This is a genomic window from Thermodesulfovibrio hydrogeniphilus (assembly GCF_054657355.1).
On record NZ_BAAHYW010000001.1, the window covers coordinates 2022931 to 2041149 of the forward strand.

Consider the following 18219-nt stretch of genomic DNA (forward strand, 5'->3'; position numbering starts at 1 on the left):
CGCCTTATTTGGAGTCTCGCAGTGAATGTATGGGTATTTCGCTCGCAACAGACAGGCTTGCGATAACAGTGTGGGGCAAAAAGCGATAAGGAAACGAAGCCGTATTTGAAAAATCATGTATTGATAAGAAACTGAAAAGATTAATGATGGTGTGATTCCTCAACTTTGCAATATAAACTATTATTTATACAATTTACACTTTCCACTTGAATTACAATGTGTTTGATGCCAAATTCTATAAGCTCTTTTTCAATCTCTTTTCTGATTTGATCAGCCTCACTTAGAAGCTGAGCATTTACCACAACATGTGCTGAAAATGCAGGTATTCCATATCCAATTGACCAGATGTGGACATCATGGACATCCACAATGCCATTAATTTTTCTTATTTTTTCAATTATTTCAATTAAATCAAGTCCTTTTGGCACTAAATCAAGGAAAATTGAGAATGATTCCTTTACCACTCTGATTCCACCGAAGATGATAATGAACCCAACAAACCAGCTCACAAGAGGGTCAATTACAAGCCATCCTGTGTATGTAATAATAATACTTGCAATTATTACGCCCGCTGAGGACAATGTATCACCCAATACATGCAACCACGCACTTTTTATATTCAAATCCTCGTGTTTGTGTCCCAATATCAGTGCCATGACGAGATTCCCTATAAATCCAAAAACTGCTACAGGTAGCATAATCTGATAGTCAACTGAAGGAGGATTAACGAGTCTTTTGTAGCCTTCAAGGAATATCATTAATGCGATTATAATAAGACTCACTCCATTTATCAGGGCTGCGAGTATTCCGACTTTTTGATAACCATAGGTTGCTCTTTTACCAGAAGGTCTTCGCATTATCAATGAAGCAATTAGACTTAAAATAAGGGCAAAGGAATCAGTAAATACATGGGCTGCATCACTTAACAGGGCAAGACTGTTACTTAATATTCCACCAACTAATTCAGCAACAAAGATTAAAAAAGTAATAAAAAGTGTAATGCCAAGCTTTTTTGTTGATGAATGGCTCATTCCTTCCCTAATGCTTTGATTGCTTTGGAGTAAAGAGTTTCATTGCCACATACAAGAAGAGTGGTTTTTGTATCAAATTTAACAGGCAAGGTTTCAATTGGCTTCCCATCTAAATCTCTAATCAAAGCACCTGATTCCTTAGCAATCAAAATTCCAGCAGAGAAATCAAAAATTCTTGAAGGAGTGGCTGTTACAAAAATGCTTATTGCTCCTATTGAAAGATACGCAAGGTCAAGGGCTGTACTTCCGTAACATCTAACTCTGCTTGCGATTTTAAATAAAGGCAGTATTTTTTGAATTCCCGAATAAGGGTTTGATGATTCAAAGGCAACGATTATTGATTTTTCATTTTCCTGCGGAATAATTTTTTCACCATTAAAAAAAGCTCCTTTATCCCTTTGAGCATAAAATTCATCAGCATTTGTAAGATTTATTATATATCCAAATTTGAGACTGTTCAGCTCAGTTCCGTCTGTTATTGCAATTGATGTGGAAAAAAACGGTATTCCTGAGACAGCATTTTTACTTCCATCAATAGGGTCAATAATGAGAGTGAAGTTGTTATCTTTGAGTATTTTTGTTCCTCTTTCCTCTGCAATTATATTAAAGCTAAAGCCTTCCTTTTCAAAGCTCTCAATTATCATGTCCTCTGCCAATTTATCAATCGGGAAAGTCATATCACCAGATGCGCCCCTGCCGAGTGATGTTTTGTTAAACTGAGGTTTAGAGGAAGAAATTCTCTTGTATAGCATCTCTCCGATGTTTCTAAAAAAATCAAGCTCCATAAGCTTGTATTATAATCTCAGAGCATACCAGTTGACAATATTTAAAATGGCAACTTATCATAAAAATCTATGAAAAAATTTAACATTAGAGCAATTGTTAGAGACAATGTAAAAAAACTTAAAGCCTATCAGGCAAAAGAAATTCCTTGCAGAATCAAACTTGATGCCAATGAGTCTCCATTTCCAATTAAAATAGAGCAGATTGTAAAGGAAATAAATATACCACTGAACAGGTATCCTGACCCTGAAGCTATTGAACTCAGAAAAGCCATAGGTAAAAAGTTCAAGATTTCATACAAAAACATAATGATTGGAAATGGCTCAGACGAATTGATTTATTACTTAGTTCTTACTTTTGGCGGACCAGTGCTTTATCCTGTTCCGACATTTGTAATGTATGGCATAATTTCAAAAAGTATCGGAGTTGAAACAATAGAGACAAAGCTTGATGATTCCTTTGATATAGATGAAAAAGCAATAATAGAGCAAATTAAAATAAAAAAGCCGAAATTGATTTTTCTCAGCACTCCTAATAATCCAACAGGAAACACATTCTCATCGGATAAGATTTTGAAAGTTATTGATTTTGCAAGAAAAAATTCCACCCTTGTTGTAATTGATGAAGCATATTATCCTTTCAGCAACGAGAGAGGATTTTTGCCTTTGTTGAAAGACTATGAAAATCTGATTATACTAAGAACTCTCAGCAAAATAGGATTTGCAGCATTAAGAGTCGGATACTTGATTGCCAATGAGGAAATTATTCATGAAATTAACAAAGTTAGGCTTCCATACAATGTTGATGCATTAACTCAGTATATTGCAAAAGAGGCTCTTAACAACATGTATCCTGAAATAAAGAAATTCGTGGGATTAATTATAAAAGAAAGAGAAAGGGTTTTCAAAGAATTATCAAATCTGAGCGGATTAAAAGTTTATCCCTCAGAGGCAAATTTTATATTTTTTACAGCAAAAAACTCCAAAGAGATTTACCAGAGATTGACGCAAGAAGGAATTCTTATCAGAGATATGTCCTCTGTAATTAAGAATGCTTTGAGGGTTACAATTGGCACGAAAGAAGAGAATGATGAATTTTTAAAAACCCTTAAGAAAATCTTAGAGGAATAAAAAATGAGAAAAGCCTCAGTAGAGAGAAAAACCAAAGAAACAGAGATAAAAGTAGAGCTTAACTTAGATGGCTCAGGAAAAAATAGTATTAACACTTCAGTAGGTTTTTTAGACCACATGCTTGAGCTTTTTTCATTTCACGGTAAATTTGATTTAGTTCTGAATGCAAAGGGTGACACTCATGTAGATTATCATCATCTTACAGAAGATATAGGCATAGTGCTTGGTCAAGCAATTGAAAAGGCGCTTTCAGACAGAAAGGGAATTAAAAGATATGGTTTTGCGTCAATTCCAATGGATGAAGCCTTGTGCGAGGTATCAGTTGACTTAGGAGGAAGGGCTTTTCTCGTCTATAATGTCCCATTTAAGGGATTTATCAAGGATATTGATATCGGACTTTTTGAGGAATTTTTCAGAGCACTGGCAAATAACGCAAAAATTACACTCCATATCAATGTTCGCTATGGTAAAGACCTGCATCATGTAATTGAGGCTGTCTTTAAGGCATTTGCAAAGGCATTAAAGGAAGCCGTTCATATTTCTGGAGAAGATTTACCCTCAACAAAGGGCGTAATATGATAGCAACTCTAAAAGTTTCTATCCTTACGCATACACCAAATCCTGAAGAAGTAGTTGCACTGTCTGCGAGACTTTGTTACAGCCCTGTAGGAATTGATGAGTTAAAAGAAAAACTAACGATTGAGGAAAAAGAAAAACTTATAAATCTTTTAAGGGAAAGTGGGCATTTATCTCCTTTTGAACATGTGAGTTTCACATTCGCAGTTGAAGGTATATCACGTGCATGTTCCCATCAACTTGTAAGACATAGAATTGCATCATACAGCCAGCAGTCCCAAAGATATGTCAGCGAAGAAAAGGGCTTTGATTTTGTTGTCCCGCCATCAATTGCGGAAGACAAGGAGTTGGAATCTCTTTTTCTTGAGGCAATGAAGTCTGCCCATGATTACTACTGCAAGCTACTAAAAGCATTGGAAGACAAAGGGCTTAAAGGTGAGGCTGCTCGTCAGGATGCAAGATTTGTGTTGCCAAATGCAGCAGAGACAAAGATTGTAATAACCATGAATGCAAGGGAACTTCTTCATTTCTTCAGAGTTCGTTGTTGCAATCGGGCTCAATGGGAAATTAGAGAGCTTGCAACAGAAATGTTGAGGCAGGCAAAAAAGATTGCACCGTTGCTATTTAAAGATGCAGGACCGTCATGTATAACAGGCAAATGTCAAGAAGGCAAATTTTCTTGTGGCAAGATTAAAGAAGTAAGGAAAAAATTCAAAAGTCTGTGATATAATTAACAAATGAGCGTAATTGATATAATAGGAAACACACCGCTTATAAGATTTGACAGGATAAATCCGAATCCAAAAGTTGTCCTCTATGGAAAATTTGAGGGGGCAAATCCTGGAGGTTCAATCAAAGACCGCACAGCCCTTTATCTTATAAAAGACGCTGAAGAAAAGGGGCTTCTTACAAAGGATAAGATTATTCTTGAACCAACCTCTGGAAATACTGGCATAGGACTTGCCATGATAGCAGCTGCAAAGGGATATAGAATTAAGCTTGTAATGCCTAAATGTGTCAGCGTTGAGAGAAGAAGAATTCTTGAAGCCCTTAGCGCTGAACTCATTTTAACACCTGCCGAGGAGAGCACAGATGGAGCTATAAGGCTTGCACACCAGATTTATGAAGATGCTCCCGAGCTCTATTACATGCCAAATCAGTTTGACAACGAGGCTAATATAAGAGCTCATTATGAGACAACAGCTCCCGAAATAATAGAGCAAACCAAAGGTGAAATCACACACTTCGTCGCTGGAATGGGAACAACCGGAACAATAATGGGAGTTAGCAAACGCCTTAAAGAGTTTAATAGCAATATACAAATAATCGGAGTTGAACCTGTTCCGGGTCACAGAATTCAGGGTTTGAAAAATCTATCCGAAAGCATAGTGCCTAAAATATTTGACCCTTCAAAACTTGACGAGAAGATTAATGTTAATGACGAAGAAGCATTTGATACAACAAGAAAACTTGCATTACTTGAGGGCGTATTTGTTGGTATGTCCTCAGGTGCTGCTATGAACATTGCCTTAAAAAAGGCAAGTGAAATTCGCAGTGGCGTAATTGTTGTAATTTTACCAGACAGAGGAGACAGATATCTTTCAACCTCTCTCTTTGCCTCCATCTGCAGTAAATGCCCACCGTAATTAACCCACAAATTTAATCCATCAGAAATGAAAAAAGTGGAAAAATTTAAAGTCAAGATATTATTTTGTTTATAATCTCAATACAATAGGCAAATATAAAGCCAAAGATATTTACAGCCATTATTTATAAGGAAGACGACATTTATGTTGCTGAATGCCCAGAAGTTGGCACTGTAAGTCAGGGATATAACATAGAAGAAGCTTTAATAAATTTAAAAGAAGCAACAGAATCATATTTAGAAGAATCTCCTGTTCCAGAATCTTCAAAGCCTTTTATCACAACCTTTGAGGTTCTTGTTAATGTCTAAATTAAAAAGAATGTCTGGGGAGGAACTAATTAAAAAATTAGAAAAATTTGGATTTAAAATCGTTCGTATTAAGGGAAGTCATGCTGTTTTTAAAAAAACAAACTTCTGAACAACAAATAGTATGCATAGTACCACTTCATCAAGAGTTAGCAGTTGGGACTCTTCGGGGTATTTTACGATAGGCAAAAATCTTTGTTGAAGAATTTTTAGAAGATTAATTAAGCAGTTAAAAATATTTCTACTTTGTCCTTCCAGTAATCCTGCAACTGGGCTTTAAGTTGCGGACAATATTTAAAGGAAGGGTCTTCTTTTAAGAGATTTTCAGCCTCCTGCCTCGCAATCTCAAGCATTTCTCTGTCTCTTATAAAATCTGCGACCTTTAAATCCAGCATACCAGACTGTTTCACTCCAAACATCTCTCCCGGACCTCTTATTTTCATATCCTCTTCAGCGATATTAAAGCCATCTGAGTATTTAACCAAAGCACTTAAACGCAACTTAGCCTCTTCTGTCAGCTTGTAAGGAATCAAGATGCATTTTGACGGTCTGCTACCTCTTCCAACTCTTCCTCTTAGCTGATGTAGCTGGGCAAGTCCAAATCTTTCAGCATGTGTAATAATCATCAAGGTCGCATTTGGGACATCCACACCTACTTCAATAACTGTTGTAGCAACAAGAATATGAATTTTGCCCTGCCTGAATTCTTTCATGACCTCGTCTCTTTCCTTTGCAGGCATTTTGCCATGAATAAGTCCTACTTTGTATTTTGGAAAGATCCTCTGAAGAGCCTCATATCCCTGTGTTGCAGATTTTAAATCCATAACCTCAGACTCTTCAATTAAAGGATATACAATATAAACCTGCCCACCTGCCTTAACTTCCTCCTCAATCATTTTATAAACTACTTTTTTATTCTCAGGATTGACTATTTTTGTAATAATAGGCTTTCTGCCAGCAGGTAATTCGTCAAGCACAGAATAATCAAGCTCTCCATATACAGTTAAAGCCATTGTGCGAGGGATGGGAGTAGCTGTCATCACAAGGGTATCAGGATTAATCCCTTTTTTCTTTAAAGTAGCTCTCTGGACAACTCCAAATCTGTGTTGTTCATCTATTACGATCAGTCCCAATTTTTTAAATCTAACATCCTCCTGAATTAGAGCATGTGTGCCAATAACTATATCTGCTGCACCTGAAGCAATAAGATTTCCATGTTTGTTGTATGTGGAAGTGTAAATTATGATATTTAAAGGAAGCTCTTTTAGCAATGAGGAGATATTTAGATAATGCTGTTCTGCCAGAATTTCGGTAGGTGCCATCAGTGCTGCTTGATATCCACATTCAACTGCAGCAAGCATTGCTGAAACAGCTACCACGGTTTTTCCTGAACCAACATCTCCCTGAAGAAGTCTGTTCATAGGAATAGGTTTTTTCATATCTTCAAGGATTTCCTTAATTACCCTCTCCTGTGCTGATGTGAGTTTAAAGGGAAGCTTTTCAAAAAATACATTTAAAAGTTTCCCTGAAGGGCTAAAGGATATTCCTTTCTCTGCAAGCCTGTTTTGCTTTATTAGCAAAATGCCAAGCTGTAGAAGAAAAAGTTCATCAAAAATAAGTCTTTGATGGAAAGGAGATTTCCATTCATTTAAAATTTCAATGTCAATTTCGGATGGAGGGAAATGAACAAACTCCAATGCCTTATCCAGAGAAGGCAAAGATAGTTTGCTAACAATTTTTTCTGAAACAAAATCATCAAGCAAAGGCAATCCAAAGTCTAAGGCATTCCGAATCACAGAAAGCATCTGTTTTTGAGATAAACCTTCGGTTAGGCGATAAACAGGAAGAATTTTAAGCTCTGTTGAATTTATTTCTCCTTCTAAAAGTTCATACTCTGGATTTAAAATTTCTAAATTTGCTCCCCAGTAGTCAATCTGAGGCTTACCGAAGATTTTTATTTTTTGCTTTTCCTTGAATATCCTTTTTAGATAAGTCTGATTAAACCACTTAGCCTTGATAAAACCTGTTCCATCAGAAATAATTACCTCTATTATTGAGAGATTAGCTCTCGGTTTTAGTTCACTTATCTGAACTATCTTGCCCTCAATAGATACAGCCTCGTTGGGTCTTATTTCTGCTATATTTTTCTTGTTTCTTCTGTCTTCATACTGGGTGGGAAGATAATAAAGGGCATCTTTGACTGTGAAGATGCCCAGTTTTTGTAAAAAAGTCGCCCTTTTAGGACCTACGCCCTTTAGGTATTGAATTGGCAGATTTAAGCCATCTGCTTTCATTAATTTTTGTGGGCATCTTTTTTGGTGGATTCTTTCAGAGTTTTTTCAGCTTCCTTAATTTTCATCTCTGTATATTCGGATTCACTTAAAACATCTATATTCCATCCTGTTAATCTTGAAGCAAGCCTTACATTTTGTCCTCTTTTGCCTATAGCAAGTGAAAGCTGGCTATCCTCCACTACAACAACAGCTGTTTTTTCAGATTCGTTTATTCCAACCTTTAGCACTGTTGCAGGAGTAAGAGCTTTTGCAATATATAGACTTATGTCATCGCTGTATGGAATTATATCTATCCTTTCACCCTTCAATTCTCTCACAATTGCCTGAACCCTTGTGCCTTTCATTCCAACACATGCTCCAACAGGATCAACTAATGGATCCTTTGAAGCAACAGCAATTTTTGTTCTTTCACCGGGGTCTCTTGCAATAGATTTAATTTCAACTATCCCATCTTGAATCTCAGGAACTTCCAGAGCAAATAAGGCTCTTACAAAATTAGGATGTGTCCTTGAAAGCCTTATAACAGGCTCTTTCGGAGTTTTTTTCACTTCAACTATGTAAGCCTTTATTATATCTCCCCTTTTTAAATTATCCTGAGGTAACAACTCTTTTTCTGGCAAAATAGCTTCTGCATTTCCAACGAGAATGTAGAAATTGTTATTTTCTTTTCTAAGAACTGTTCCACTTACAATGGTTCCAACTTTGTCTTTGAATTCATCATAGATTACAGAGCGTTCAATCTCTTTAATTTTCTGAAAAAGCACATGTTTTGCGGTTTGAGCTGCTATTCTTCCAAAATCTTGGATAGATAATGGCACTTCAACTGTGTCACCAATACCTTTGTCCACATACTTTTCTTTTACCTCATCAATAGAAACTTCTGAAGCAGGGTCAGTCACATTCTCAACGACTTTTTTCACCTCAAAAATACCTATGTCAAAGCTCTTGGGATCAATCTTTATTTTAATTGATGATTTATTTCCGTACTTTTTTCTTATAGCAGAAATAAGGGCTGTTTCAAGTAATTCAATAACTGTATCCTTACTGATACCTTTCTCTCGCATTATTTGTTCTGCTAAAAATTTAAGTTCCTTTCCCATTTTCTTACCCTATTTGAATTTGTGCTTTTAAAATTTTATGCAAAGGAATAAATAAAAGCTCTCCTCTTTCCCTCTTTTTAACTCCTTTGACCCTCTGCTCACTTATCTCAATTCTTACCCAGTCATCGCCTGCATCAATAATTTTCCCAATAAAAAATGTCTTGTCAGCTATTTTTTCAGTAGTAGTAATTTTAACAGTCCTTCCTATATTCTTCAAAAAATCTTTTTTTTCTTTTAGAGGTCTGTCAGCACCGGGCGATGAAACTTCAAGAACATAAGAACTCTTTATTGGATCCTCAACATCAAGAATAGCTTCCATTGCCCTTGAGAATTGTTCACAATCCTTAATTGTAACACCACCTTCTTTATCAATATAAATTCTCAAAATTAAACCTCTTCCTCCTGTGTGGATCTCAACATCCACCAGTTCTACTCCTTCTTGTTCACTTATTTCTTTTGCGTAATTCGTTATTAAATCTTTTAGTTCTTTTATATTCATAGTATTATCCAAAACCTCTTCAAAATAAAAGAGTGGGATAACCCACTCTTTCAATAATTTTAACACTTTTAAAAATATTGAAGCAACATCGGATTCTCCGATGTTGCTTCGGCTGCTAAGTAATTATTTTTTCTCAGCTGGTTTTTCAGGAGCCTTTGGTGCCTCAGGAGCTTTTGGTGCCTCAGCTGGCTTCTGCTCAGGTGCAGGAGCAGGAGCTTTTGGTGCCTCAGCTGGCTTCTGCTCAGGTGCAGGAGCAGGAGCTGGTGCCTCAGGCTTCTTTGGCTCTTCTGCCTTTTTGCATCCTAAAGCAAAGCTAAAGGATACCATAAGAATTAATGAAAGTACTAATGCTAAAATTTTCTTCATCTTACTATGTCACCTCCTTTCGTCACAATTTTTTTCAGTTTTACTGCCAGAAACTGAAACCCTTTTAATTTTTATTTTTTATCATTGAACACATACTTTTGTCAAGCATATTTCTCCCTAAATTCTGCAATCCTCTATTTGTCATTGCGAGCAAAGCGAAGCAATCTCTTCTTTTTTCTCCCAACGGAGAGATCATTTCGGCTTGCTTTGCAAGCCTCGTGATGACGGAAAAAAATGTGTCATTGCGAAAGGTCGCAACGCTTTCGGCTTGCGACAGGCTTAGCACCTGAAGCAATCTCGCTTCTTTATAAATGAGAAAAGAGATTGCTTCGGCATTCCATCGGTCTGTCTCGCAATTACGGAAAAGAATAAACGGTGAAGCTCGTAATGACATGTTAACAAAGGTTTTATAACACATTGCTCAATTTAGATTTTAATTATTTTACAACAACCCTGTGTCCAGTAAGATTGATAATTAATACAACCAAAGCAATAATAACAAGAGCTAATATAACCGCCAATCCAGCATCTCCAGCAACTTTCAGTTCATCAATTTTCAATGCAAGATTGTGCAAAGTTTGCTCATCAAGGCTGTTGAGCCTGTCCATAATCTCTTTTTCAGAGTATCCAAAATCTTTGAGCCTCTGGGACACTATTTTCATCTCAAGAAATTTTTGAATTTTCTGTAAATCCTCACCTTTTGTGTTAAGAGTCACTTCAGTTGGAATAAAAGCAGCACCCGCTGACTGCACAAAACCAATTACAAAAATTGCTACAATTAAGTAAACTGAAAGCAACTTCTTAAACATAACTGCACCTCCTATTGTGTGGATTTATTTTCCTTTAATTTTTGAATTTTTCTTAAAGTGTCATCATAAATTTTAACTCTATCGGGATTATTAATTTCAAGCTCTATGGCTTTTTTTACTAATTTTTCTGCTTCATCAAGTTTTCTCTCTTGGAGATAATAAAGCCAAGCTAAATTATTATATGCATCAGCAAGCTTATCATTCTTGTTGATTGCTTTCTTATAATTTTTTTCCGCCTCCTCGTATTTATTCTGACTAAGATAAAGATTGCCTAAAAAAAGAAAACCCCTTGCATCAGACTTTGATGCTTCTTCATAATGCTTTATTGCCTCATCAAAGAGCCCTGCCTTTTCACGACTCAACCCCATCATTAAATGCTCCTCTGCAGTAAGTGGATCGTTTAAAACCAAAATCTTTGGCATGCTACATCCAGCAATTAACAATAAGCAAAATACCATTAAAAAATCAAGTTTTTTCAATAAAAAACACATTTCGTAAATTATAACATAATTCATCTTTATTTTGTAGACTCATTTAATTTCCGAAAAATAGCGATAGAAATCCAATAATTGGTATAACCATTTGAAAATTAAGTATTTTTTTCCGTCATTGCGAGCATCCGAAGGATGCGAAGCAATCTCTACTTTATTTTTCAAAAAAGCCTTATTAGAGACTGCTTCGCCCCAGATTGCCACGCTATCGCTCGCAACAGGGGGCTCGCAGTGACGAGTGTCTATCTCTATTTTTGGGTAATTTCCGAAAAATAGATGTCTGCGAGTCCACCTGTTCCAAGCGATAGCGTGGTAATTCTTTAAGGAGCTAAGAGAGATCACTTCGGCTTGCTTCGCAAGCCTCGTGATGACGAAAAAATAAAACAGCAGACTCGCAATGACGAAAGAAGGGAGTCATTGCGAGGCAGACCGGTGGTCTACCGAAGCAATCTCATAAAAAGAAAGTAAGCCTCTGAAATAAAATCGCTCGCAATGTCCATATATTTATCATACGATGACATTCCTTTCCTCATCAAGAGGCTCTTGTCTTTTCGTTACTGCGAGTCTAAATCAGTACCAGAGCAACCTTGTCTTTTTTGATGCCACGATTCACTGCCAATGACAGTAAAAAATGTCTATTTTTCAAAATGTTTTAGTAATTTCTATATTTCTATAGCCATTTTTTGGATTGTCTCAGTTGCTTATTATCCTCTCAATATCAACAAAAAGCTAAGGAATTTTTAAATAATAAAAAATTTTAGTCTTAAGATATAGCAACTACCTTATTTCTTCCCTGTTGTTTTGCTTGATAAAGAGCCTTATCTGCCCTTTCAAATGCTTTTTCTATGGTTTCATCTTTGGGATTTACTTGTGACACGCCTATACTCACAGTGATTGATCCTAAAGAAGTGCTTACATTCTGACTTATTCTTTTCTTGATTTTTTCTGCTACATCTGCTGCGTCTTTCAAAACACAATTCATTAACAAAACAGCAAACTCTTCTCCGCCATATCTTGCAACAAAATCGCTTATTCTAACTGACTTAGATATTTCCATTGCAACTGCTTTTAAAACTTCATCGCCCTTTGAATGACCAAGCTCATCATTAACTCTTTTGAAGTGATCAATGTCAATTACCAAGATTGAAAGCGAAATATTTTCTCTTTTAGCTAATTGTACATATTTCTTAGAAATTTCATCATAAGCCCGTCTGTTAGGAATTTCTGTAAGGCTATCCTTCAAAGCCATTGTTTTTAATATCCGTTCATGACGTAACATTTGCATGTAAATCTTTTTCATTGTTATCAAATTATATACTCGGGCAAGAAATTCTATTTCATTGGGTGGTTTAATAATATAATCATTCACGCCTAAACGGTATAAAATGCTTCTTCTTGTTAAATCATCATAACCAGTAAGAACTAAGATGGGGCGCAAAACAATATTATCTGTCATCTCTCTTAATTTGTGAACCAAGTAAAGACCTGATTCATTATCAGCTAAAACAAGGTCAATTATGTAAAGGTCATATTCGTTATTTTCAATTAAAGATAAAGCTTCAGAAACACTTCTGCAACAATCAACATTGTATTTGCGGGTGATTAAAATACTCTGCAGAACCTTTTGATATTGTCTAGAGTCTTCAACGAGTAGAATTTTAGCACCTGATACTCTTTCATCTGTTTGAGCAAAGTAATACCTTATAAAATTCTCCAAAAGCTGAACTTTTGAACGATGAACAATTAGAGTTATACCTACTGAAAAAGCTTTTTCAATTAATTCTTGTGAAACATCACTTGTTACTAATACAATAGGAATAGAAAGATTAAAATCTTTACGCAATTTTTGAGCTAATAATAGACCATCTCCATCTGGGAGCACTTTTGCTATAACAATAATATCAAAATGTTCTTTTTCAACCAAAGATAAAGCTTCTTTAGCACTATTAGCAGTAGCAGTGGTTAATCCGTAGGTTTCAAATAAATTTTCTACAAAGTGTGATGTTACTTTTCCGGGCTCAATAATTAATGCCTTCATTAAAAAATTACTGATTTAATACTTTTTTTCTCACATAAGGAAGAAGTCCACCACTTAGAATCAGCTCTTTTTCTTTTTGGTTCAAATTAGAGTAAGCCTCAATTACAACTCCCTTTGATTTGTTAATAATCTGATATTTCTGCATATCTTTAACAGCCTCTTTTAAATCTTTTATTTCTAAAATATCGCTTTGTTCAATTTTATCATAATCGTCTGGATTTGAAAAGATTAAAGGCAAGATTCCAAAGTTTATCAAATTTGCACGATGGATTCTTGCAAAGGACTTTGAAATTACTGCCTTAATACCAAGATACATTGGAACTATTGCTGCATGTTCACGGGATGAACCTTGTCCATAGTTTTCACCACCAACAATAATTCCACCTCCCTTTTCCTTTGCCTTCATAGCTCTTTCATAAAATGTTTCATCAATGTTTTTAAATGTGAACTTTGAAATTTCGGGTATGTTTGAACGATACGGTAGCACCTGTGCACCTGCTGGAAGAATGTCATCTGTGGTGATGTTGTCTCCAAGCTTAAGCAAAACCTCTGCTTCAATTCTATCTTCAAGGGGCTCTTTAATTGGAACTTCTTTTATGTTTGGTCCTTTGATTATCTTTACATCTTTTGATTTTTTTGGTGGAATAAGCATATTATCATTAATTAAAAATTGCTCAGGGTCAGTTACATTTTCAATTTTTATATCCGTTTCAAAGGGATCAACAAGTTCTCCATAAATCGCAGTTAGCGCGCAAATCACAGGAGATGCGAGATAAACAAAAGCATCTTTTGTGCCAGAGCGTCCTTTAAAATTACGATTAAAAGAACGCACAGATATCTGCCCGCTTCCCGGTGCACCACCCATTCCAATACAAGGACCACATGCAGATTCAAGAATTCTCGCACCTGCTGAAATCATTGCCTCAATATCTCCCTCCCTTGCAATCATTTGATAAACTTGCTTTGATCCCGGATTTATAAAAAGAGTTACATCTTCATTGACTGCTCTTCCTTTAAGTATTTGAGCAACTGTTTTCATCATTTTGTATGAAGAGTTTGTACATGAGCCAATGCAGACTTGTTGAACCTTTAAGCCCTTGAGTCCCTTCACAGGCACAACATTGTCTGGGCTGTGGGGTTGGGCAATCATTGGCTCAATTTCGCTTAAATCAAGCTCAATAATCTCAGCATATTCTGCATCTTCATCTGCTTGAAGCTCTATCCACTGATGCTGCCTTCCCTGTGCTTTAAGAAATTTCAATGTATTTTCATCGCTTGGGAATATTGATGTCGTTGCACCCAGCTCTGCTCCCATATTTGTAATTGTTGCCCTTTCAGTTACGCTTAAATCTTTTACTCCTTCGCCGCCATATTCAAATATTTTCCCAACACCGCCTTTTACTGTAAGCATTTTAAGAAGAGTGAGTATTACATCCATTGCTGTGACATAGGGGCGTCTTAATTTTCCATAGAGATTAATTCTTACAACCTTTGGCATTGTAAATTCAAAGGGCATACCTGCCATGATTGATGCGGCTTCAAGACCTCCCACTCCTATGGAGAGCATTCCAATTCCGCCACCTGTTGGAGTATGGCTGTCTGTTCCAACTGCGATAAGACCGGGTGCTGCAAAACGCTCAAGATTAACTTGATGGCAAATTCCGTTTCCCGGTCTTGAAAAGTATGCACCAAATTTTGCTGCAGCTGTCCTTAAAAATAAATGGTCATCGGCATTCATAAAATTACTTTGAAGCATATTGTGATCAACATATGATACAGCTATTGGAACTCTTACATGCTCAAGACCTATTGCCTCAAACTCAAGCCATGCCATAGTGCCAGTTGCATCTTGAGTATAAACTTCATCTACCCTCACTCCCACAAGCTCGCCCTCTTTTATTTTGCCTGATACCAGATGGGCATCAAGAATTTTCTCAACAATGTTTTTTCCCATTAAGTCCTCCTTTTTGCAAAAATATTCATGTTAATAAAACGATTTTTAGTATAATATTTATATTTAAAAAAATTCAAAAAGGAGGAACTCGTGCACTTCTTTACTTACAAAAATGGAGAACTCTATGCAGAAGATGTTCCTGTGAATGAGTTAATTAAAGAATTTGGAACTCCTCTTTATGTTTATAGCTATGGAACTCTTATCAGGCATATCAGAGCCTACGAGGAAGCATTTTGTGAAGTTCCCCACATTATCTGCTATGCGGTTAAGGCAAATTCTAATCTTGCAATACTTACTCTTTTTGCAGAGCTTGGTATCGGAGCAGATATTGTTTCAGGAGGTGAACTCTTCAGGGCACTGAAGGCAGGAATAAAACCATATAAAATCATTTTTGCAGGTGTTGGAAAGACCGATGAGGAGATAGAGTATGCCTTGAAAAGCAATATTCTGATGTTCAATGTTGAATCTGAAGCAGAGCTTCACAAAATAAACGAAAAGGCAAAAGAGCTTAAAAAAGTAGCCCGTGTTGCTTTAAGAGTAAATCCTGATATTGACCCAAAAACTCATAAATACATTGCAACAGGCTTAAAAACAAGCAAGTTTGGAATTCCCATAGAAAAAGCCCTTGAATATTACAAGTTGGCAAAGTCATTGAAAAACATAAAAGTCATAGGCATTCACAAACACATAGGCTCCCAAATAACTGAAACATCTGCTTATGTTGAGGCTTTAAAGAAAATTTTATCCCTCTATGACAATCTCTCAAAGCATGACTTAGATATTGAATATATTGACATTGGAGGTGGGCTTGGAATTACTTACAAAGATGAAGATCCACCTCATCCAAAGGATTTAGCCAGTGCTTTAATTCCATTAGTCAAAAACAAAAAAGGCAAACTAATAATTGAACCAGGACGCTCTATTGTTGGAAATGCTGGCATTCTTCTTACAAAGGTTCTATATACAAAGCAAACAGATGCAAAGAATTTCATCATAGTTGATGCAGGAATGAATGACCTCATAAGACCAACGCTCTATGGCTCCTATCACGAGATTATACCAATCACACAAAAACAAAGGGATAGAATGATTGCTGATGTTGTAGGTCCGATTTGTGAATCTGGAGATTTTCTTGCAAAAGACAGAGAGCTTGAAAAAGTCTCGCAAGGAGAGTATCTTGCTGTTATGAGTGCAGGAGCGTACGGTTTTACCATGTCCTCCAACTACAATAGCAGACCCCGTGCAGCAGAGGTCCTTGTAAAAGGCGACCAGTATGCTTTGATAAGAAAAAGAGAGACATACAAAGACTTAATAAGAAATGAAATCATTCCGGAGGAGTTGCTTTCATGAAAAAGATTGATTTCGTAAAAATGCATGGACTTGGAAATGATTTTATTATGATTGATTGCCTCAAACAAGAGCTTCCTGAACCTGAAAAGTTTGCTCTAAAATACTGTGACCGTCGTTTTGGAATTGGTGCAGACCAGCTTTTGCTTTTGTATCCATCCCAAAAAGCAGACTTCAAAATGAGAATTTTCAATGCCGATGGCTCAGAAGTTGAAATGTGTGGAAATGGAATAAGATGTTTTGCAAAGTATATATGGGACAGAGGACTTTCAGATAAAGAAGTTCTTGAAGTTGAAACACTTGCAGGAATAATAAGACCTAAAAAGGTTGGAGAACTTGTTCAGGTTGACATGGGCACTCCAGAATTCAATCCAGAAAAAATACCTGTGGATGCAAAGGGACAAAAGGCTTTTGACCTTTTATTTGAAATTGCAGGGTGGCATACAAAGATAAACTGTGTTAGCATGGGTAATCCCCATGCAGTGATTTTCCTTGACGAGGACCCGAAAAACTTTGCAGTTGCAAAATATGGTCCTCTTATTGAGCACCATCCAATATTTCCAAAACGCACAAATGTTGAGTTTGTCTATGTAAAAAATCCAGATGAAATAATTATGAGAGTTTGGGAAAGGGGAGCTGGAGAGACCCTTGCCTGCGGAACAGGAGCTTGTGCAACTGCGGTTGCTGCAATGGTAAAAGGCTTAACTGAAAAAAAAGTTACAGTTCATCTTCTTGGAGGAGACCTAATAATTGAATGGGCAGAGGATGGACATGTTTACATGACAGGACCTGCTGAGGAAGTATTTGAAGGCACAATTAAGTTGAAGTAAATTTTTTAATCTGAGGATTTAAAAAATATTACATTAGTGTCTTCAACTTTTTCTCTTTCACAACGATACATTACTTTGTCGCCAACTTTTATTTTTTTGTCTTGCTCAATAATATATGCTTTGCTTACCTCATGTCCAATTTCTCTTATTTCCAAAGTAGCTATGGAATCAGCTGGAAGGTAAATTGTTTTTTGAGTTATTGGATGCTTTATTTGTTTTGCATCTCTTACTACATCCATTCTTTGCCCAATTTTTACACAGTCAGTTTTTTTTATCAACATAAGCCCAATTTCCTTCAATGTGAACAATATATGCAATAAGCTTAATATCAAGCTCATCCAATAGTCTTTCAATGCTTTTTTTGCTAAATCCTTAAAAATTGAACCATCAAAACTTAGCTGCCCCTTTTCACTGTATCCCCATATTTCCTTAGGCAAGCTCAAATTGGTGTAATAATCCTGTTCTTCAATGCTGTATTCCTGCTCAATAAGAGCTGATTCAACATCTATAACTTTTATGTTTAAACCAAAAATAGCTCTGTAAAGGTCAAAAAATAGCAAATCATTTTTTCTTAGCTCCACTTGATTGATTTTACCCATAAAAATTTTGTTAGACTTAGCAGATTTAGCAATTTTCAATATTTGCTCAAAGTCTAAATCTTTTGAGAAATTCTCAATCTTCTGTGCATCAATCACTTCAACTGATTTTGATTTTATTAGGGCTGAGACAAACAAATCTGTAATTTCCTTTGCAGTGTCATTAGGAACTCTTGAAATACCGACTTCAAATGGAATAACAAAGATACGAGGTTTTTCATAGGCATGGAGATTTGCAGTAAAAATAAAAAACAGAAATATAAAAATTGTTATCCGTTGCATTTTTAACCTCAAATTTAATTTTGGGCTAATATTTTTTATCATTGCTGTCCAAAATAATCTAAACTCATAAAAAACATCCGCATAAAATAAGACTTTTGGACAAGAAAATTTGCTTTTTCAAAATCAGGTTACCCCCCTTTCT

General features: G+C 36.0%; 20 protein-coding genes. 8 read left to right on the top strand and 12 right to left on the bottom strand.

Annotation, left to right across the window (positions count from 1 at the left end; genetic code table 11):
* Positions 1-140: 140 nt before the first annotated feature.
* Complete coding sequence (locus ACYQ3P_RS10280) at positions 141-1031, bottom strand: cation diffusion facilitator family transporter (RefSeq protein ID WP_460177791.1); 891 nt, start codon at positions 1029-1031, stop codon at positions 141-143.
* On the bottom strand, positions 1028-1816 hold the full coding sequence (locus ACYQ3P_RS10285; protein ID WP_460177792.1) for an inositol monophosphatase family protein: 789 nt from the start codon (positions 1814-1816) through the stop codon (positions 1028-1030). The genes ACYQ3P_RS10280 and ACYQ3P_RS10285 overlap by 4 nt, the downstream gene beginning before the upstream one ends.
* A 69-nt stretch (positions 1817-1885) precedes the next feature.
* On the opposite strand from ACYQ3P_RS10285, the gene hisC reads away from it, so the two are divergent.
* The 6 genes from hisC to ACYQ3P_RS10315 all read left to right on the top strand — a co-directional run bounded on the left by hisC (position 1886) and on the right by ACYQ3P_RS10315 (position 5583).
* The gene (gene hisC / locus ACYQ3P_RS10290; protein ID WP_460177793.1) at positions 1886-2944 is read left to right on the top strand and encodes a histidinol-phosphate transaminase; all 1059 of its coding nucleotides are present in this window, start codon (positions 1886-1888) and stop codon (positions 2942-2944) included.
* A gap of 3 nt (positions 2945-2947) precedes the next feature.
* Entirely contained in the window at positions 2948-3523 is a 576-nt protein-coding gene (gene hisB, locus ACYQ3P_RS10295; protein ID WP_460177794.1) for an imidazoleglycerol-phosphate dehydratase HisB, read from the top strand.
* A complete protein-coding gene (gene thyX / locus ACYQ3P_RS10300) occupies positions 3520-4245 on the top strand; it encodes an FAD-dependent thymidylate synthase (protein ID WP_460177795.1) in 726 nt (241 codons plus the stop codon). The genes hisB and thyX overlap by 4 nt, the downstream gene beginning before the upstream one ends.
* Positions 4246-4257: 12 nt before the next feature.
* A complete protein-coding gene (locus ACYQ3P_RS10305) occupies positions 4258-5166 on the top strand; it encodes a PLP-dependent cysteine synthase family protein (RefSeq protein WP_460177796.1) in 909 nt (302 codons plus the stop codon).
* Between the two features lie 95 nt (positions 5167-5261).
* Entirely contained in the window at positions 5262-5474 is a 213-nt protein-coding gene (locus tag ACYQ3P_RS10310; RefSeq protein WP_460178078.1) for a type II toxin-antitoxin system HicB family antitoxin, read from the top strand.
* 10 nt (positions 5475-5484) lie between these two features.
* Positions 5485-5583, top strand: coding sequence for a type II toxin-antitoxin system HicA family toxin (locus ACYQ3P_RS10315; RefSeq protein ID WP_460178079.1), 99 nt, complete (start codon positions 5485-5487; stop codon positions 5581-5583).
* A 109-nt stretch (positions 5584-5692) separates the two neighbouring features.
* Here ACYQ3P_RS10315 and recG read toward each other — a convergent pair whose 3' ends face one another.
* The 9 genes from recG to ACYQ3P_RS10360 form a co-directional block, all read right to left on the bottom strand.
* Positions 5693-7765, bottom strand: coding sequence for an ATP-dependent DNA helicase RecG (gene recG, locus ACYQ3P_RS10320; RefSeq protein ID WP_460177797.1), 2073 nt, complete (start codon positions 7763-7765; stop codon positions 5693-5695).
* On the bottom strand, positions 7765-8865 hold the full coding sequence (nusA, locus tag ACYQ3P_RS10325) for a transcription termination factor NusA (RefSeq protein ID WP_460177798.1): 1101 nt from the start codon (positions 8863-8865) through the stop codon (positions 7765-7767). Before nusA ends, recG begins: the two co-directional genes overlap by 1 nt.
* Before the next feature lie 4 nt (positions 8866-8869).
* Complete coding sequence (locus ACYQ3P_RS10330; RefSeq protein WP_460177799.1) at positions 8870-9364, bottom strand: ribosome maturation factor RimP; 495 nt, start codon at positions 9362-9364, stop codon at positions 8870-8872.
* Positions 9365-9487: 123 nt separating this feature from the next.
* A complete protein-coding gene (locus tag ACYQ3P_RS10335; RefSeq protein WP_460177800.1) occupies positions 9488-9730 on the bottom strand; it encodes a hypothetical protein in 243 nt (80 codons plus the stop codon).
* 437 nt (positions 9731-10167) lie between these two features.
* Complete coding sequence (locus ACYQ3P_RS10340; RefSeq protein ID WP_460177801.1) at positions 10168-10539, bottom strand: PA2779 family protein; 372 nt, start codon at positions 10537-10539, stop codon at positions 10168-10170.
* An 11-nt stretch (positions 10540-10550) separates the two neighbouring features.
* Complete coding sequence (locus ACYQ3P_RS10345) at positions 10551-11030, bottom strand: tetratricopeptide repeat protein (RefSeq protein ID WP_460177802.1); 480 nt, start codon at positions 11028-11030, stop codon at positions 10551-10553.
* A gap of 39 nt (positions 11031-11069) precedes the next feature.
* On the bottom strand, positions 11070-11234 hold the full coding sequence (locus tag ACYQ3P_RS10350) for a hypothetical protein (protein ID WP_460177803.1): 165 nt from the start codon (positions 11232-11234) through the stop codon (positions 11070-11072).
* Positions 11235-11793: 559 nt separating this feature from the next.
* Positions 11794-13068, bottom strand: a complete 1275-nt coding sequence (locus ACYQ3P_RS10355) for a diguanylate cyclase (protein ID WP_460177804.1) — start codon at positions 13066-13068, stop codon at positions 11794-11796.
* Positions 13069-13075: 7 nt separating this feature from the next.
* Positions 13076-15022, bottom strand: a complete 1947-nt coding sequence (locus tag ACYQ3P_RS10360; protein WP_460177805.1) for an aconitate hydratase — start codon at positions 15020-15022, stop codon at positions 13076-13078.
* A gap of 90 nt (positions 15023-15112) precedes the next feature.
* Between ACYQ3P_RS10360 and lysA the strand changes: the two genes are divergently transcribed.
* Positions 15113-16372: a diaminopimelate decarboxylase gene (gene lysA / locus ACYQ3P_RS10365; RefSeq protein WP_460177806.1), complete on the top strand. Its 1260-nt coding sequence runs from the start codon at positions 15113-15115 to the stop codon at positions 16370-16372.
* Positions 16373-16377: 5 nt separating this feature from the next.
* A complete protein-coding gene (dapF, locus tag ACYQ3P_RS10370; protein WP_460178080.1) occupies positions 16378-17199 on the top strand; it encodes a diaminopimelate epimerase in 822 nt (273 codons plus the stop codon).
* A 5-nt stretch (positions 17200-17204) separates the two neighbouring features.
* On the opposite strand, the gene ACYQ3P_RS10375 is transcribed toward dapF, so the two are convergent.
* Positions 17205-18077: a hypothetical protein gene (locus ACYQ3P_RS10375; protein ID WP_460177807.1), complete on the bottom strand. Its 873-nt coding sequence runs from the start codon at positions 18075-18077 to the stop codon at positions 17205-17207.
* Positions 18078-18219: the final 142 nt, after the last annotated feature.

Excerpts from the sequence above, each read along its gene's own strand:
- ACYQ3P_RS10345 (WP_460177802.1), bottom strand. The coding sequence starts at position 11,030 with ATGTGTTTTTTATTGAAAAAACTTGATTTTTTAATGGTATTTTGCTTA.
- ACYQ3P_RS10315 (WP_460178079.1), top strand. The coding sequence starts at position 5,485 with ATGTCTGGGGAGGAACTAATTAAAAAATTAGAAAAATTTGGATTTAAA.
- ACYQ3P_RS10305 (WP_460177796.1), top strand. The coding sequence starts at position 4,258 with ATGAGCGTAATTGATATAATAGGAAACACACCGCTTATAAGATTTGAC.
- hisB (WP_460177794.1), top strand. The coding sequence starts at position 2,948 with ATGAGAAAAGCCTCAGTAGAGAGAAAAACCAAAGAAACAGAGATAAAA.
- thyX (WP_460177795.1), top strand. The coding sequence starts at position 3,520 with ATGATAGCAACTCTAAAAGTTTCTATCCTTACGCATACACCAAATCCT.
- nusA (WP_460177798.1), bottom strand. The coding sequence starts at position 8,865 with ATGGGAAAGGAACTTAAATTTTTAGCAGAACAAATAATGCGAGAGAAA.
- ACYQ3P_RS10360 (WP_460177805.1), bottom strand. The coding sequence starts at position 15,022 with ATGGGAAAAAACATTGTTGAGAAAATTCTTGATGCCCATCTGGTATCA.
- hisC (WP_460177793.1), top strand. The coding sequence starts at position 1,886 with ATGAAAAAATTTAACATTAGAGCAATTGTTAGAGACAATGTAAAAAAA.
- ACYQ3P_RS10340 (WP_460177801.1), bottom strand. The coding sequence starts at position 10,539 with ATGTTTAAGAAGTTGCTTTCAGTTTACTTAATTGTAGCAATTTTTGTA.
- ACYQ3P_RS10355 (WP_460177804.1), bottom strand. The coding sequence starts at position 13,068 with ATGAAGGCATTAATTATTGAGCCCGGAAAAGTAACATCACACTTTGTA.
- ACYQ3P_RS10335 (WP_460177800.1), bottom strand. The coding sequence starts at position 9,730 with ATGAAGAAAATTTTAGCATTAGTACTTTCATTAATTCTTATGGTATCC.
- ACYQ3P_RS10285 (WP_460177792.1), bottom strand. The coding sequence starts at position 1,816 with ATGGAGCTTGATTTTTTTAGAAACATCGGAGAGATGCTATACAAGAGA.
- ACYQ3P_RS10280 (WP_460177791.1), bottom strand. The coding sequence starts at position 1,031 with ATGAGCCATTCATCAACAAAAAAGCTTGGCATTACACTTTTTATTACT.
- recG (WP_460177797.1), bottom strand. The coding sequence starts at position 7,765 with ATGAAAGCAGATGGCTTAAATCTGCCAATTCAATACCTAAAGGGCGTA.
- ACYQ3P_RS10375 (WP_460177807.1), bottom strand. The coding sequence starts at position 18,077 with ATGCAACGGATAACAATTTTTATATTTCTGTTTTTTATTTTTACTGCA.
- ACYQ3P_RS10330 (WP_460177799.1), bottom strand. The coding sequence starts at position 9,364 with ATGAATATAAAAGAACTAAAAGATTTAATAACGAATTACGCAAAAGAA.